The following is a 15,834-nucleotide window of genomic DNA, read 5'->3' on the forward strand; positions in this document are numbered from 1 at the left end:
AGCCCGACCGCCGCTACCTGGCGCTGCGCAACTTCGCCATCTCCATCAGCGTCTTCAACATCTTCGGTTACACACTGCTCGGCTTCGAGCAGCCGTGGCTGTGGCCCATCTTCGCGGTGCTCACCGGCTACGCCGCCGAGATCAGCTTCGAGCTGATCCGGGCCTGGGCCAAGAAGGACACCCCCCGGTTCCTCGGCGGCGGCGCCCGCCGGGTGTACGAGTTCCTGCTGCCCTCGCACATCACCGCGCTGGCCTGCAACATGCTCCTGTACGCCAACGACATGTTCCTGCCGATCGCGTTCGCCGTGATCGTCGGCGTGACCGGCAAGTACGTCTTCCAGGCCCCGGTCTACGGCCGGATGCGGCACTACATGAACCCGTCGAACTTCGGCATCACCGTGGCGCTGGTCTGCTTCGGCTCCTGGATCTCCATCGCCCCGCCGTACCAGTTCACGGAGAACGCCAACACGTACTTCCGGATCATGATCCCGATCATCATCGTCACCGCCGGCACCGTGATCAACGCGCTGCTGACCCGCAAGGTTCCGCTGATCGTGGGCTGGCTCGGCGGCTTCGCCATCCAGGCGTTCCTGCGGGCCTGGATCTGGGACGTGGCCCTGTTCTCGGCGCTGGCCGTGATGACCGGTGTGGCCTTCGTGCTGTTCACCAACTACATGATCACCGACCCGGGCACCACCCCGGTCAAGCCGATGAACCAGTTCATGTTCGGCTCCGGGGTGGCCATGGCCTACGGCGTGCTGATGCTGTTCAACGTCGTCTACACGCTCTTCTTCGCGGTGGTCGTCGTCTGCGGCATCCGCGGCGTGGGCTGGTGGATCGCGGACATGCGCAAGAAGTCCCGGACCGCCACCGCGCTGACCCTCGACACCCCCAGGAGCATCGCGTGAGCGAGCGTATCGCCGTCGTCGGGATCGCCTGCCGGTATCCCGACGCGGAGGATCCCAACCAACTGTGGGAGAACGTGCTCACCGGCCGCCGGGCGTTCCGCCGGCTGCCCGACGAGCGGATGAACGCCGAGGACTACTACTCCCCCGACCCCGCCGCGCCCGACCGGTTCTACTCGGCCAAGGCCGCCGTGATCGAGGGCTTCGAGTTCGACCGGGTCAAGTACAAGATCGCCGGGAGCACCTTCCGGTCCACCGACATGACGCACTGGCTGGCCCTGGACACCGTCGCCCGGGCCCTGGCCGACGCCGGCTTCGCCGACGGCGAGGGGCTGCCCCTGGCCACCACCGGTGTGGTCATCGGCAACACCCTCACCGGCGAGTTCAGCCGGGCCAACCTGCTGCGGCTGCGCTGGCCGTACGTGCGGCGCACCGTCGGCGCGGCGCTGCGCGAGCAGGGCTGGGACGACGCCGCCGTCGGCACCTTCCTCGACGAGTTGGAGCCGCGGTACAAGGCGCCGTTTCCGCCGATCGACGAGGACACCCTGGCCGGCGGCCTGGCCAACACCATCGCCGGCCGGGTCTGCAACCACTTCGACTTCAAGGGCGGCGGCTACACCGTCGACGGCGCCTGCTCGTCGTCGCTGCTGTCGGTTGCCACCGCGTGCAACGCCCTGGCCAGGGGCGACCTCGACGCCGCCGTCGCCGGCGGGGTGGACCTGAGCATCGACCCGTTCGAGGTGATCGGCTTCGCCAAGACCGGCGCGCTGGCCACCGGCGAGATGCGGGTGTACGACCGCAACTCCAACGGGTTCTGGCCCGGCGAGGGCTGCGGGATGCTGGTGCTGATGCGGGACTCCGACGCCGTGGCGCGCGGCCTGCGCCGGCACGCCGTCATCGCCGGCTGGGGTTACTCCTCCGACGGCAAGGGCGGCATCACCCGGCCGGAGGCCAGCGGCCACCGGCTGGCCATCCGTCGGGCGTACGAGCGGGCCGGCTTCGGCATCGACTCGGTGTCCTACCTGGAGGGCCACGGCACCGGCACCGCCGTCGGCGACGCCACCGAGCTGCGCGCGTTCACCGAGGCCCGGCAGGAGGCCGACCCGGCCGGTTCGCCCGCCGCGATCAGCACCGTGAAGGGCAACTTCGGACACACCAAGGCCGCCGCCGGGGTCGCCGGGCTGCTCAAGGCGATCCTCGCGGTGCGCCAGCAGGTCATCCCCCCGGCCACCGGGCACGTGGACCCGCACCCGGTGCTCGACGTGGAGCAGCCCGCCCTGCGGGTGCCCGCCACGGCGGAGCTGTGGCCGGCCGACAAGCCGGTCCGGGCGGCGGTGTCGTCGATGGGCTTCGGCGGCATCAACGCCCACGTGGTGCTCGAGAGCGCGGAGAGCGGCCGGCGGACCCGCATCGGGGCGTCGACGTCCGCGCTGGTGCGCTCCCGGCAGGACACCGAGCTGCTGATGTTCGACGCGCGTACCCCGCAGGAGCTTCGCTCGCGGCTGTCGGACCTGGCGCCGTGGGCCGGTCGGCTCTCGTACGCCGAGCTGGGTGACCTGGCTGCGGCCCTGGCCGGGAAGCTGGCCGGTCGACCGGTGCGGGCGGCGGTGGTCGTCGCCTCGCCCGAGCAGGCGCGGCAGCGCCTGGAGCGGCTGGTCGACCTGATCGACGCCGGCGAGCAGCGGGTGATCGACGCGGCCGGTGGCGTCTTCCTCGGCACGGCGGGCCCCGCCCCCCGGATCGGGTTCCTCTTCCCCGGCCAGGGCGCGGGCCGGCGGGCCGACGGCGGCGCGCTGCGCCGCCGGTTCGAGGAGATCGACGCGCTGTACCAGGCCCACCAGCCGCCGCCCGGCGCGGACCTGGTGGCCACGGCGGTGGCGCAGCCCCGGATCGTGACCGCGTCGGTCGCCGGCCTGCGGGCACTGTCGATGCTCGGCGTACGGGCGACCGGCGCCGCCGGGCACAGCCTCGGCGAGCTGACCACGCTGCACTGGGCCGGGGCGATGGACGAGCAGACGCTGATCGCGACCGCCGGCGTACGCGGGCGGATCATGGCCGACGCAAGCGCCGGGGACGGCACGATGGCCAGCATCTCCGCCGCCCCGGAGGTGGTGCAGCCGCTGCTGGTCGGCACGCCGGTGGTCATCGCCGGCTACAACAGCCCGCAGCAGACCGTGGTCTCCGGCCCGGTCGAGGCGGTGCAGCGGGTCGGCGCTCTGGCCGAGCGGGCCGGGCTGTTCTGGACCCGGATCGCGGTGTCGCACGCCTTCCACTCCGAGGCCGTCGCCCCGGCGGCGGTCGCGTTCGCCGAGCACCTGCGCGGCGAGTCCTTCGCGCCGCTGTCCGGCACGATGGTCTCCACGGTCACCGGGGACGTGCTGCCGGCCGACACCGATGTGCCGGACCTGCTGCGTCGGCAGGTGCTGGACCCGGTGCGGTTCACCCAGGCGGTGCGTCGCCTCGCCGACGAGGCCGACCTGCTGCTGGAGGTCGGGCCGGGGCGGGTGCTGCGCGGGCTGGCCGCGGACATCGCGCCGGAGGTGCCGACGATCTCGCTGGAGACCGACAGCCTTTCCCTGGCGGGCCTGCTCAACGCGGTCGGCGCGGCGTACGCGGCGGGCGCGCCGGTCAACCACGAGGCGCTGTTCCAGGACCGGTTCACCCGGCCGTTGGAGCCGGGCCAGCCGCTGCGGTTCTTCGCCAGCCCCGCCGAGTCGGCGCCGGCCGGGGACTTCGCGGTGGCCCGTACCGCCGAGGAGCTGGCCGCCGTCGCGGCCTCTGCGACCGGCACGTCGGTGGCGGTGTCCGGGCCCGGCGCCACGGTCGACAGCCTGGAACTGCTGCGCCGGCTCGCCGCCGAGCGGGCGGAGCTGCCGCTGGAGGCGGTGCGGCCGGACAGCCGGCCGCTGGACGAGTTGCACCTCAGCTCGATCACCGTCGGCCAGATCGTCAACCAGGCCGCCCGGGAGCTCAACGTGGCCGCGCCGACGCTGACCTCCAGCTACGCCACCGCCACGGTGGCGGAGATCGCGCAGATCCTCGACGATGCCGCGGGCGGCGTCGGCGGCGTGGAGGAGCAGGAGACGTCGGTCGCCGGGGTGGCCCCGTGGGTGCGGGCGTTCGCCATCGACCTGGTGCCCACCGAGGTGGGGCCACGCGTGGGCGCCCCGGTCGACGGGGGATGGCAGGCGTTCGCCGCCGGGCGCAACGCGCTCGCCGAGCCGCTGCGCACGGCGCTGCAACAGGCCCGGGTGGGCGACGGGGTGCTGCTGTGCCTGCCGCGCGACTGCCAGCCCGAGCACATCCCGGTGATGCTGCGGGCGGCGCGGGCCGCGCTGGCGCAGGGCACCGCCGTGCGGTTCGTCGCGGTGGGCGACCGGCGTAACGCCGCCGGCCTGGCCAAGACGCTGCACCAGGAACACCCGGAGATCACCACCACGGTGGTCACGCTGCCGCTTTCCGACGAACCGTCCGAGGAGACGGTGGCGGCCACGGTGGCCCGGGTGGTCGCCGACGTGGCCGCCACGGCCGGGTTCAGCGAGATCCACTACGACGCCGACGGCAACCGGTACGTGCCCGTGCTGCGCCCGGCGACCCTGCCGCCCAACGGCGGGCCCGGGCTCGGCGTGGAGGACGTGCTGCTGGTCACCGGCGGCGGCAAGGGCATCACGGCGGAGTGCGCCCTGGCGCTGGGGCGGGACACCCTCGCGGCGGTCGGCCTGATCGGCCGCTCGGACCCGGCGACCGACGCGGAGCTGGCGGCCAACCTCGACCGGCTCACCGCCGCCGGGGTGCGCTTCCACTACGCCCGGGCGGACATCACCGCGCTGGACGAGGTGAAGGCGGCCGTCGGCGACATCGAGCGGGTCCTCGGCCCGGTCACCGGCGTGCTGCACGGCGCCGGCCGCAACGAGCCGACGGCGGTGGCCAACCTCGACGAGGCGGCGTTCCGGCGGACCCTCGCCCCGAAGATCGACGGCCTGGAGGCCGTGCTCGCCGCGACCGATCCGCACACGCTGCGGCTGCTGGTCACCTTCGGCAGCATCATCGGCCGGGCCGGGCTGCGCGGTGAGGGGCACTACGCCACGGCCAACGACTGGATGACCGACCTGACCCGCAAGTTCGGCGAGGACTATCCGCACATCCGGTGCCTGGCGCTGGAGTGGTCGGTGTGGTCCGGTGCCGGCATGGGCGAGCGGCTCGGGGTGCTGGAGGCCCTCACCCGCGACGGCATCGCCCCGATCCCGGTGGAGGCCGGCATCGCGACGCTGAAGGAGGTGCTGGCCAGCCCGGCCGCGCCGCAGGCGCTGGTGGTGATGGGCCGCGCCGACGGCCTGCCGACGGTCACGCTGGAGCGGCGCGAGCTGCCGCTGCTGCGGTTCGTCGACCGGCCGCAGGTGCACTACCCGGGCGTGGAGCTGGTCGTGGACGCGGACCTGACCGCCGACGACGACCTCTACCTGCCCGACCACCTGCTCGACGGGGACCTGCTCTTCCCCGCCGTGCTGGGCATGGAGGCGATGGCGCAGGCGGCCTCGGCGCTCACCGGGCGCACGGAGGCCCCGGTGCTGGAGGACGTCGAGCTGCTGCGCCCGATCGTGGTGCCGCCCTCGGGCAGCAACACGATCCGGATCGCGGTGCTCGCCGCCGCCGACGGCACGGTCGAGGCGGTGGTGCGCAGCAGCGACACCAACTTCGCCGCCGACCACTTCCGGGCCCGGCTGCGCTGGGACCGGCCGCTGCGGGTCGAGGCCCGGCCGGGCTCCGCCGCGGCGGAGCTGTTGCCGATCGACCCGGCCCGCGACCTGTACGGCCCGGTGCTGTTCCAGGGACGGCGGTTCCAGCGCCTGCTGGGCTACCTGGACCTGGCGGCGACGAGTTGCACGGCGCGGGTGTCCAACCGGCCGGTCGACGCGTGGTTCGCCCGGTACCGCCCCGGCGACCTGGTCCTCGGCGATCCGGGCACCCGGGACACGGTGATGCACGCGTTGCAGTGCTGCGTGCCGGACGCGACCCTGCTGCCGGGTGCCATCGAGCGGCTGCACCTGGCCGATCCGAAGGTCGCCGCCACCCTGGACACCGTCACCATCCACGCGGTGGAGCGGCTGCGCCAGGGCGACACCTACCACTACGACGTGGACGTCTGCGACCCCGACGGCAACCTCGTCGAGCGGTGGCAGGGGCTGCGCCTGCACGCCGTGCGCAAGCAGGACGGCACGGGGCCGTGGCTGCCGGCGTTGGTCGGCCCGTACCTGGAGCGGCGGGTCGGGGCGTTCCTGCCCGACGAGCTGCGCTGCGTGGTGCGGCCCGACGACGCGGACGCCACCGGGACTCAGGCCCGCCGCCGGCAGACCGCCCGCGCGGTGAGCTGGGCGCTGGGCACGGAGACGACGGTGCGCTACCGGCCCGACGGCAGGCCGGAGGTCGACGCCGACGTCCGGATCTCGGCCTCGCACGCCGCCGGGGTCACCTTCGCCGTCGCCGGCGCCTCGGCCGCGGTGGGCTGCGACGTGGAGCTGGCCGCGGCCCGTACCGGCGACGAGTGGGCCGGCCTGATCGGCCCGGACGGCCTGGCCCTGGCCACGCTGCTGGCCCGGGAGCAGGGCGAGGAGCTGTCGGTCGCGGCCACCCGGGTCTGGGGCGCGGTCGAGTGCCTGCGCAAGAACGGCCACGCCCGGGTCGACCTGGTGGCCGAGCCGAACGGCACGGCCGGCTGGGTGGCCCTGCGGTCGGGGGCGGCGCGGGTCGCCACCTTCGTCACCGCGCTCAACGACGTCGGGGACCCGGTGGTGTTCACGATGCTGGCGGAAGGAAGCAGGTGAAGTCATGGAGTCCTACTACGAGTACCGGCACCTGGTGGGTTTCGAGGAGACGAACCTCGTCGGGAACGTCTACTACGTCAACTACATGCGCTGGCAGGGCCGGTGCCGGGAGATGTTCCTGCGGGACCAGGCGCCGGAGGTCCTGGCGGACATCCGCGACGACCTGAAGCTGTTCACCCTCAAGTGCGAGTGCGAGTTCTTCACCGAGATCACCGCGTTCGACGAGCTGTCGATCCGGATGCGGCTGGAGGACCTCACGCAGACCCAGATCGGCTTCGCCTTCGACTACGTGCGGCTGCGCGACGGCTTCGAGGAGCTGGTGGCCCGGGGGCGGCAGCGGATCGCGTGCATGCGCGGCCCGAACACCGACACCCGGCCGACCCGGGTGCCGGACACGCTGCGGGCGGCGCTGTCGCGCTACGCGGTGACCCCCGTCGGGGGCGGCCAACGCAAGGTCCTCGAAGGCGTCGGGGAGGGCTGAGCCGTGACCAGAGCGGACCAGCGACCGACCGCCGGCGCGGCGACGGTGTCCCCGCCGCCGGCAACGGCGGCCAACCACGCCGAGCTGCGGGCGGTGATGGGGATGTTCGCCACCGGCGTGACGGTGGTGACCTCGGGCCGGGACCTTCCGCACGGCATGACCGCGAACGCGTTCACCTCGGTGTCGCTGGACCCGGCGATGGTGCTGGTGTGCGTGAAGCGAAGCTCCGTCATGCACGACACCGTCCTGGCGCAGGGCACCTTCGCGGTGTCCATCCTGGCGGCCGGCCAGGAGGGGCTGGCACGCTACTTCGCCAGCTCCAGCAGGCCCCGCGACGAGCGGGAGTTCGCCACGGTGCGGTGCGAGCCGGGCCCGCACACCGGAGCGCCGATCGTGTCCGGGAACGTGGCCTGGGTGGAGTGCAAGCTGGCGGCCGTGTACGACGGTGGCGACCACTCCATCTTCCTCGGCTCGGTGCTCGGCACCGGCCGGGGTGACAGCAACGACGCGCTGCTGTTCCACGGCGGCCGGTTCAGCGAGGTGGGCAAGGGTTGACCGGGTCGGCCCGGCGCCGGCCGGGCCGACCACCCGACGGCCGGGCGGCCACGCATCCCGCGTGGTCGACCCGGCCGTCGCCGTGTCACCCCACTGCGGACCCACCGACCCGACCCGACGACCCGGCATGTCCAGCGCAGCCCCTATGGAGCTGCCCGCGCCAACGGGGCGCCGGACCCGGACCCCGGACACGACGAGGCGCAACCGGCCGGGAGAGCACCGGTTGCGCCAGGATCGGGGTCGGGTCAGGCCTCGTGGACGTGCATCGGCAGGCCGCCGCGTACCCGCACGGTCAGCATCGGCTCCGGCACCACCGGGTAACCGGGGCGCAGCGACAGCCGTAGCTGGCGGGTCACGCAGGCCAGCACGAACACCGCCTCCATCAGCCCGAGGTTGTTGCCGACGCAGAAGCGCGGGCCGGCGCCGAACGGGATGTAGGCGTACCGCGGCCGGTCGGTGCGCCGGTCCGGGTCGAAGCGCTCCGGGTCGAAGCGGTCCGGGTCGGGCCAGAACTGCGGGTGCCGGTGCAGGGTGTACGGGCAGAGCACGACGTCCGCGCCGGCGGGCACGTGCCAGCCGCCCACGACGTCGTCGCCCTGGGCGATGCGGGGCAGCAGCCACACCGGCGGATACAGCCGCATCACCTCGTCGACCACCATCGCCGTGTACCTCAGCCGGTGCAGGTCCTCGTACACCGGGTTGCGGTCGCCGAGCACCTCGACGGCCTCGGCGTGCATCCGCTCCCACACCTCGCGATGCCGGTCGAGCAGGTAGAAGGCCCAGGTCAGGGTACTGGCGGTGGTCTCGTGCCCGGCAAGCAGCAGGGTGACCAGTTCGTCGCGCATCCGCTGCCGGGCCACCCGGGGGTCGGTCTCCCGGCTGGTCGACTCGATCAGCCGGGACACCACGTCGTCGCGGCCGGCGATGCCGCCGGGCTGCGCCCGCCGGTGCGCCACCAGCCTGTCGACGATCTCCTGTAGCTCGGCGCGGGCCCGGCGGAAGCGCCGCTGCCGGGGCAGCGGCACCCAGGTCGGCACGGCACCCAGCGACATCATCTCGAAGATCGCCTGGTCCTGCACCGCCTCGAAGGCCGCGCCGATCCCGCCGAACTCCCCGAGATCGGCGTCGAGCAGCGTCCGGCCCAGCACGCCGAGGGTCAGCTCGGTCATCTCGTGCCGGATGTCGACGGGGCCGCCGCCTACCATGCGTTGCAGCCGGGCGGCCATCCGCACCGACTCCTCGGCGACCGCGTCGGCCTGGCGGGCGATCCGGCGGGCCTGGAACACCGGCTGGATCACCTTGCGCTGCTTGGTCCACAGCTCGCCCTCGCTGGTGAGCAGGCCGTCGCCGAGGGTACGGCGGGCGTGCACCAGCCCGATGCCCTTGTGGTAGTTGCCGGGATTCTCGGCCAACACGTGCTTGGCGTGGTCGGGGTGGTTGAAGAAATAGAGCGTCTTCGGGCCCAGCGGCAGCCGGACCGCGTCGCCGTGCCGGGCGGAGACCGCCCGCATGACGTCCAGCCGGTTGCGGGCCATCCGCCCGAGCAGCACCGGGGCGGTCCACGGTGACGGGCCCGGCGGACGCAACCGGCTGGGGTCGGCGATGGCCGTCACGGCTGCACCCGGGCGTCGGCCCGGAACCGCGCGGCCACGGCGCGCCGCCACACCTCGTACGCGGGCAGGCCGGAGGCATCCGGGCCGGCGGGGATCAGCTCGTCGGTGACCCGACCCGCGTCGGCGGCCGAGGCCCGGCAGAAGACCTGGGTGGCCAGCTCCGTGTGCGGCACCAGCAGCCCCGCCCGGATCCGGGCCTGCGCGGCGAACGCGCTGGCCTGGGCGACGAACGGGGCGTGCTCACCCGAGCGGGCCGCGAACTCGCGCAGCTCGTCGGAGGTGCACCCGCCCGCGTACGTCGCCGCGAGCCCGGCCCCGCTGTAGAGGTCCTCGCGCCGCGCCGCCGGGAACCGGTCGATGAGGTCGGCGGCGACCGTCGGGTCGCAGCCGGCGACGAACCAGGTGGCCCGGCCGATGCCCTGGTCGATGGCGCGGGCCGCGTACGCGGTGGGGCCCTCGGGCGGCCACGGGAAGTCGGTCACCGCGCGCCGGCCGTGCACGTACGCGTCGGTGTGGAAGTATGCCTGGTGGAAGCCGTAGCCGTCGTGCACGAGCCAGCGCAGCAACGGGTCGGTGGCACCTGCCAGGGCTCGCCGCCACAGGAACTTCGGCAGCCGGGCCAGCGCCCAGCCGATACCGACGTACGCCATGTAGACGTGCCGGTCACCGGTGCCGGCGAGGAATGCGGCGCTGCGCCGGGGCGTGCCGGGGGTGAGCGCGTCGACCAGCGCGAAGCCCATCGCCGCGCCCTCGTAGGCGAATCCCTGGAAACGGGTCGGCAGCGCGGCGAGATCGGTGTCGACGTCGGTCACCTGGCGGGCGCCGGCGGCCGAGGAGAGCCCGGTCAGGAACGACGAACCGACCGTCTCCAGGATGGTGCGGGACTCCGGGTTCTTGACGTGGAACCCCCGGGTGGAGACGAGGGTCTCCGAGACGTCAGGGGTGAGGACGCGGCGCCTGAGCGCCCTGATGGTGCCGGCCACCTGCTGCTCCCATTCATCGGAGGATCGACGATCCAACAGCCTCATCCTCCCGGCCGTCCGTCGCCCGCGGCCACTTCCCGATTGCCCTCTGACCTGCGGCGCAGCGGCCGGGACAACGGCACGTTGGGAGTAGTTCGCCGCCGCCGCACGGGACACGATCGAGCCGCCCGTCAGGCCCGGCAGCAGCGTCGCGCCGCGCGTCCCCGCGCCGGTCGCGGGCGGAGAGGAGCTTCCGATGTTGGTACTCGTGACGGGCGGCACGGGTTTCGTCGGCGCGCACACGGTGGCGGCGCTCACCGCGGCCGGGCACCGGGTGCGGGTGCTGGCCCGTGACCCCGACCGGGTCGCCCCGGCCCTGTCCCCGCTGTCGGTGCCGAGCGACGCGGTGCAGGTCGCCGACGGCGACGTCGTCGACGAGACGGCGGTGGACCGGGCCGTTAGCGGCGTCGACGCGTTGGTGCACGCCGCCTCGGTCTACTCGTTCGACAGCCGGTGGCACGAGGCCACCCGGCGCACCAACGCGCGTGGCACGGAGGTGGTGCTGGCGGCGGCCCGCCGGCTCGGGGTGGGGCGTTCGGTGCACGTGTCGACGTTCGGCGCGCTGGCGCCGTCCCCGGCCGGGACGGTGGGCCCGCAGTCGCCGCCGACCACGGCCCGGGAGACGTACCTGGCGAGCAAGGCCGCCGCGGAGCGGGTCGCCCGGCGGCACCAGGCGCACGGCGACCCGGTGGTGATCGCCTACCCGCCGGCCCTGCTGGGCCCGGAGGACCCGAAGCTCGGCGACCAGAACGCCCGGCTGCGCAACACGCTGCGTGGTCTGATGCCGATGTGGCCGAGCGGCGGGTTCCCGGTCGGCGACGTCCGGGACACGGCCGCGCTGCTCGCGGAGTTGGCGACCGCGCCGGCCGAGGACGGCGGCCGGCATCTCGGCCCGGGACGCTACCTGCGCACCCGCGACCTCGTGCGGGCCGTGCGGGAGGCGACCGGACGCCGGCTGCCCACGCTGTTCCTGCCGGCCCGGGCGATGCTGCCTTTCGCCTACGCCACCGACCTGGTGCAGCGGGTGTGGCCGTGGCACATCCCGGCCGAGTACGGGGCCTGCTACGTCTGCGCCGTCGACGCCCGCCCGCAGGACGTGGCCCGGTCGGCGGGGCCCCCGCCCCGGCCGATCGGCGAGACGATCGTCGACACCGTGCGCTGGCTGCACCGTACGGGACGGCTCACCGCCGCCCAGGCCGGCCGGGCCGGCGCAGCTTTCGAGCCCGCCGCGCCCGCGTCGGGTTCCGTCGAAGCCGCGGCGCCGCCGCGGGAGGAGGCACGACCATGACCATCGTCGAACCGCACCGGTCCCACCCGTCCGGGGTCCCCGCCGTCGCGGCCTACCGCCAGGTCCGGCGGGCCACCGCGCAGCTACTCGCCCAGGGGCCACCCGGGGTGGGCGCGCTGCCGGTGGCGCACTGTCCCGACTGGACGGTACGGGACCTCGTCGCGCACCTGGTCGAGATCTGCGCCCGGGTGCACGGCCGGGTCACCGGTTCCGTCCCCGGCGCCGCGCCCGACGGCGGGCTGGCGGAGTTGCTGGCCGAGTGGGAGCGGCTGAGCGGGCCGGTGGAGGAGTTCCTCGCCGGCCCGGAGTCGATGGACCGGCACATTCTGGTGATGGACGCGTTCACCCACGAGTTGGACCTGCGTCAGGCGCTGGGGGTGGCGCCGCCGGTCGACCATCCGGCGCTGCCGGTGGCCTCCGGCGTTCTGTTGAAGGGGTTTTCCGCCTCGCTCGACGGCCATGGGCTGCCGCCGCTGGCGGTGCAGACCGAGCACGGGAGCGCCGTGGCGGGCACGGGCGATCCGGCGGTGACCGTGGCCGGCCCGTGGCACGAGGTCTATCTGTCGCTGGCCGGTCGCCGCAGCACGGCGCAGATCCGGTCGCTGCGGTGGAGCGCCGATCCGGGTCGCTGGCTGCCGGCGTTCACCTGGGGGCCGTTCCGGGTGCCGGAGTCGTCCGTCGCCGGCTCCGTGCGCTGAGTCTCTTCCAGCGCTGTCGGCTGGCCGGCCGGTGGTCCGTACCACCGGCCTGCCGCCATGTCGAGGGGAGTGTGCCTGGGCTCGTGGCCGGGTCCCGTTCGGCCCGCGCCCTCATTCCCCGGTAGCCGCGCCGCCGCCCGGTCCGCGGCCCCGTCCCGACGCCGGCCCGCGGCCCGGGGTGCGGGGTCGCCACCGCCCGGGGGCGGCGGTCACGACGTGGTCCGGTGCAGCACCCGCGACGACCGGGCGGGGCGTCGGTCGTCGCGGGCGAAGGCGCGCCGGTTGCGGCTGGCGGGGTCGGTGCTGTCCAGTTCGGGCAGCGCGATCAGGATGGGCAGGTCGAACACCCCGGTGTGGTGCAGTGCCAGGTCCACCGTGACGTTGGCGCCGGCGGCCACGGTGAGCGCGTCGTGCGAGCCGACCGCCAGGGGGCGGCGCATGGACGGGCGGGCCGCGATGTCACCGAGCGCGATCGCCGCGGCGCGCAGGTACCACTCCCCCTCCGGCACGTCGCGCAGCACGTACTCGCCGGAGGCCTCCAGGATGTCGCAGGAGGCCGGCAGGCCCTGCACGATGGGGCTGTCGAAGACGCCGACGTACACCTTGACCGGCACGTCGACCGGGGGCAGGGCGAGCCGGCCGGTGATGGTGGCCCGCCGCCGCGGACCGGCCGTGCGGGTACGGGACAGTTGCGGGATGCCGTGCTCGGCGAGCCAGCGGTAGCGGGCCGGCGAGATTCCCACGCTGCGGGTGAACCGGCTGATGAACGTGCCCAGGCTGTTGTAGCCGACCGCGTAGGCGATGTCGGTGACGCTCATGTTCGTTTCGAGCAGCAGGTTCTTGGCCTTGTAGAGCCGGATCGCGGTCAGGAAACGTCCCGGCGAAGTGCCCGTCTTGGACCGGAACAGCCGAGAGAAGTAAAAGCGGCTGAGAAAGGCAGAATCGGCCATAGCATCGAGTGACAGAGGTTCGTGGTATCGATCCCACATGATCGAGATAGCTCTTTCGACGGCGTTGTGCACGGCCAATCACTCCATTCAGTGAACACGTTGCGGACACTCCGGCCATATCCGGGCACGGCCTGCCCGGGTATGGGGTCGCCGGTCACGGGGGGTCATCCCCGCGACCGGCGACGTGGTCCTGCCAGGGTCGCCACGACGTCGTCGTCGCACCGTAGCGGAACAGGTGTTCGATTACCAGGCCTAAATTGTGGGAGAAATGCCAGCCCACCAGCCTGGTCGGGTAGTGTAAGTGCGGACCGAAAGGCATCGGACGGCGCTTACGGTGAGTATCCTAAGTCGTCCGGATGGACTAGGACGATACCATGCAAGGAGATCAATCAATACGGGGTTTCGAATGTTCCCACGCCCGGCGAGACGATTTAATCTGACAGACACAGCGACTATCCGAATTGGTCGGCAATGCGAGCCCTTGTCCGGAGGCGATCAGCACTGGCCCGTGAGCTGCCCGCCCAGCCACCGGGCCGCCGCCATAGCCGACCAGGAGGAGATCTCCACCAGCGTCCGGTCGTCCGCGCCGGCCAGCCGGCAGTCCCGCACGACCGCCGGGTCCACCTGATAGGAGGCGAAGGCGATCAGCAGGGCCAGCCGGGCGACGGGCCGCTGGGACTCGGGCAGCCCCTCGACCAACTCCTCCACCCAGGCCCGACTGATCCCCCGCGGACCGCCGTGCCAGCCGACCAGGTTGATCAGCACCAGGTCGCGGACCGCCTCGGGCACCGAACGCCGGCCCGCCTCGTCGATCACGGCGCACGCCCGGCCGAACGCCTCCGCGATCGTCGGGTGGCCGGCCGCCCAGGACAGGTCCGCCGGCAGCGGCGCGGCCGGCAGCAGGTCCAGCGAGAGACCCGGCCCGTGCGGACGCCGCGACGCGCCCATCATGGCCCAGCCGAGCACCCGCAGCACCACGGGCAGCGCGACCTCCGGCACCCCCGGCGGCAGCGGCACGTCGCGCAGGAACACGTTCACCACCCGGTTGAGGTAGTGCAGCAGCACCGCCACCCCGGCCAGTTCCGGTGTCTGGGCGGCGGGGAACGGCGGCCGGTCCAGCGGTGTCTTCCCGTCGGCCGGCATCGCCCAGCCGACGATCCCCTCCAGTTCCGCCGCGCCGCCGGCGCGCGCGGGATCGGGGCGGGCCGACCCGTCGACGCCGGCGCTGGCGAGCAGACCCAGCGAGTTGTTGTGAATGGTCGCGCAGTACGGGCAGGCGTTGCCCAGCGAGACCGCGGTGGCCACCGCCTCCTTGGCCTCGCGCGGGGCGGCGCCGGTAACGATCAGTGTCTCCCGCAGCAGCACCCACGCGGCGGCCAACACCTCGGGGGCCGGGGCGTGCAGGGCCACCGGTGGAGCCAGCACACCGAAGTCCCTTTCCACCTGCCTGTACACCTCGGCCACCAGGCCACTGGCCCGCCCGCGACGCACCGCGTCGACGTATCGGATCTGCGTCAACCCGAGCGCGCCCAGCACCGGTCGCAGAACACTTGCCGGCATCACGTACCTCATCAATCTCTACGAATTGAAAACAGGTTATCGGCGAAAAGTGGCCTCAGCCAGTAGGCAGTACGGTTCAACCGCGCCGTCGGTTCAACCGCGGGACAGTTCCCGCACTAGGCAATCTGGGAGAGCACTGGAGCTGCGACGACGTGCCATCATGGGCCAGCGGAATCGCTGCCCGACCGCCGTCGCCAGCGTATCCGTGTTGCCCCGCAGCCCCGTCGGAGATTGCTGCGGCCAGCACCGACAGCGGCTCTACTTCGTCGTGGAACGCAACGTCGCCCGCCTGGCCCGGGATCGCCCGAGCAACGAGGAGATGGCTCATGGAAACGACGACGAGACAGCCGGGAATCAGAGTCCCGCTGATTGACGAGGATCAGGCTCAGGGTCGCACCGCCGAACTCTACGAAGAAATCAAGGCGGTCACCGGATTGCCATTCGTGCCCGATATGTTCCGGCTCACCTCCACCAATCCGCGGCTGCTCGCGGTGGTGCTCGCCGGCTACGGCGGCGTCTTCGGCGGGGACACCCTGCCCCGGGACCTCAAGGAGCTGATCTCGGCCTGGACGTCCAAGCTGAACGGCTGCCCGTACTGCGTCGGGACGCACAGCTGGTTCCTGAGCCAGTTCGGCGGCAGCGACGAGCTGCTGGAGGCGGTGTCGAACGCCAACACCGCCGAGGAACTGCCGGTCGACGAGCGCACCATGCCGCTCATGCAGCTGGTGACGAAGGTGAGCACCGGCGCGTACAAGATCACCGACGCGGACTGGGAGAAGGCGGCGGCGGCCGGCTGGAGCGACGCCGAGATGCTGGAGGCGGTCTTCTGCGCCTGCCTGTTCGCGTTCATCAACCGGCTGGTCGACGCCACCGGGCTGGGCTCGTCGGTCGACCGCAGCCGCATCGCGCGGCTGGGCGACGAGTGACCTGCGGCCGGGAA

At 73.2% G+C, this 15,834-nt stretch carries 11 protein-coding genes; 7 read left to right on the forward strand and 4 right to left on the reverse strand.

Annotation, left to right across the window (positions count from 1 at the left end; genetic code table 11):
* The 4 genes from E1258_RS10110 to E1258_RS10125 all read left to right on the forward strand — a co-directional run.
* The coding region (locus tag E1258_RS10110; protein WP_132399004.1) for an enediyne biosynthesis protein at positions 1-908 on the forward strand (908 nt) is incomplete at its 5' end.
* Positions 905-6,727, forward strand: a complete 5,823-nt coding sequence (locus E1258_RS10115; RefSeq protein WP_132399006.1) for a type I polyketide synthase — start codon at positions 905-907, stop codon at positions 6,725-6,727. The genes E1258_RS10110 and E1258_RS10115, both read left to right, overlap by 4 nt.
* Before the next feature lie 4 nt (positions 6,728-6,731).
* Positions 6,732-7,208 carry a thioesterase family protein gene (locus E1258_RS10120; protein ID WP_007071157.1) on the forward strand — a complete coding sequence of 159 codons (477 nt, stop codon included), beginning with the start codon at positions 6,732-6,734 and terminating at the stop codon, positions 7,206-7,208.
* Positions 7,209-7,304: 96 nt separating this feature from the next.
* Positions 7,305-7,763, forward strand: a complete 459-nt coding sequence (locus E1258_RS10125; protein ID WP_157548332.1) for a flavin reductase family protein — start codon at positions 7,305-7,307, stop codon at positions 7,761-7,763.
* Positions 7,764-8,008: 245 nt separating this feature from the next.
* Here E1258_RS10125 and E1258_RS10130 read toward each other — a convergent pair whose 3' ends face one another.
* Together E1258_RS10130 and E1258_RS10135 are read right to left on the reverse strand one after the other, a co-directional pair.
* Entirely contained in the window at positions 8,009-9,376 is a 1,368-nt protein-coding gene (locus E1258_RS10130) for a cytochrome P450 (protein WP_132399008.1), read from the reverse strand.
* Positions 9,373-10,359 carry a DUF1702 family protein gene (locus tag E1258_RS10135; protein ID WP_207919495.1) on the reverse strand — a complete coding sequence of 329 codons (987 nt, stop codon included), beginning with the start codon at positions 10,357-10,359 and terminating at the stop codon, positions 9,373-9,375. Before E1258_RS10135 ends, E1258_RS10130 begins: the two co-directional genes overlap by 4 nt.
* A gap of 235 nt (positions 10,360-10,594) precedes the next feature.
* Between E1258_RS10135 and E1258_RS10140 the strand changes: the two genes are divergently transcribed.
* Together E1258_RS10140 and E1258_RS10145 are read left to right on the forward strand one after the other, a co-directional pair.
* Positions 10,595-11,686: an SDR family NAD(P)-dependent oxidoreductase gene (locus E1258_RS10140; protein WP_132399012.1), complete on the forward strand. Its 1,092-nt coding sequence runs from the start codon at positions 10,595-10,597 to the stop codon at positions 11,684-11,686.
* Positions 11,683-12,384 (forward strand): maleylpyruvate isomerase family mycothiol-dependent enzyme, encoded by a 702-nt coding sequence (locus E1258_RS10145; RefSeq protein WP_132399014.1) that lies wholly within the window; start codon positions 11,683-11,685, stop codon positions 12,382-12,384. The genes E1258_RS10140 and E1258_RS10145 overlap by 4 nt, the downstream gene beginning before the upstream one ends.
* 209 nt (positions 12,385-12,593) lie before the next feature.
* Here the strand turns inward: E1258_RS10145 and E1258_RS10150 are convergent, their stop codons facing one another.
* Positions 12,594-13,373, reverse strand: a complete 780-nt coding sequence (locus E1258_RS10150) for a helix-turn-helix transcriptional regulator (RefSeq protein ID WP_256370975.1) — start codon at positions 13,371-13,373, stop codon at positions 12,594-12,596.
* 456 nt (positions 13,374-13,829) lie between these two features.
* The gene (locus E1258_RS10155; RefSeq protein ID WP_132399018.1) at positions 13,830-14,894 is read right to left on the reverse strand and encodes a carboxymuconolactone decarboxylase family protein; all 1,065 of its coding nucleotides are present in this window, start codon (positions 14,892-14,894) and stop codon (positions 13,830-13,832) included.
* A gap of 326 nt (positions 14,895-15,220) precedes the next feature.
* Here E1258_RS10155 and E1258_RS10160 point away from each other — a divergent pair, with 326 nt between their 5' ends.
* A complete protein-coding gene (locus E1258_RS10160; protein ID WP_165949711.1) occupies positions 15,221-15,820 on the forward strand; it encodes a carboxymuconolactone decarboxylase family protein in 600 nt (199 codons plus the stop codon).
* Positions 15,821-15,834 lie beyond the last annotated feature (14 nt).

It is taken from the genome of Micromonospora sp. KC207, assembly GCF_004348615.1.
In the GTDB taxonomy this organism is placed as follows: domain Bacteria; phylum Actinomycetota; class Actinomycetes; order Mycobacteriales; family Micromonosporaceae; genus Micromonospora.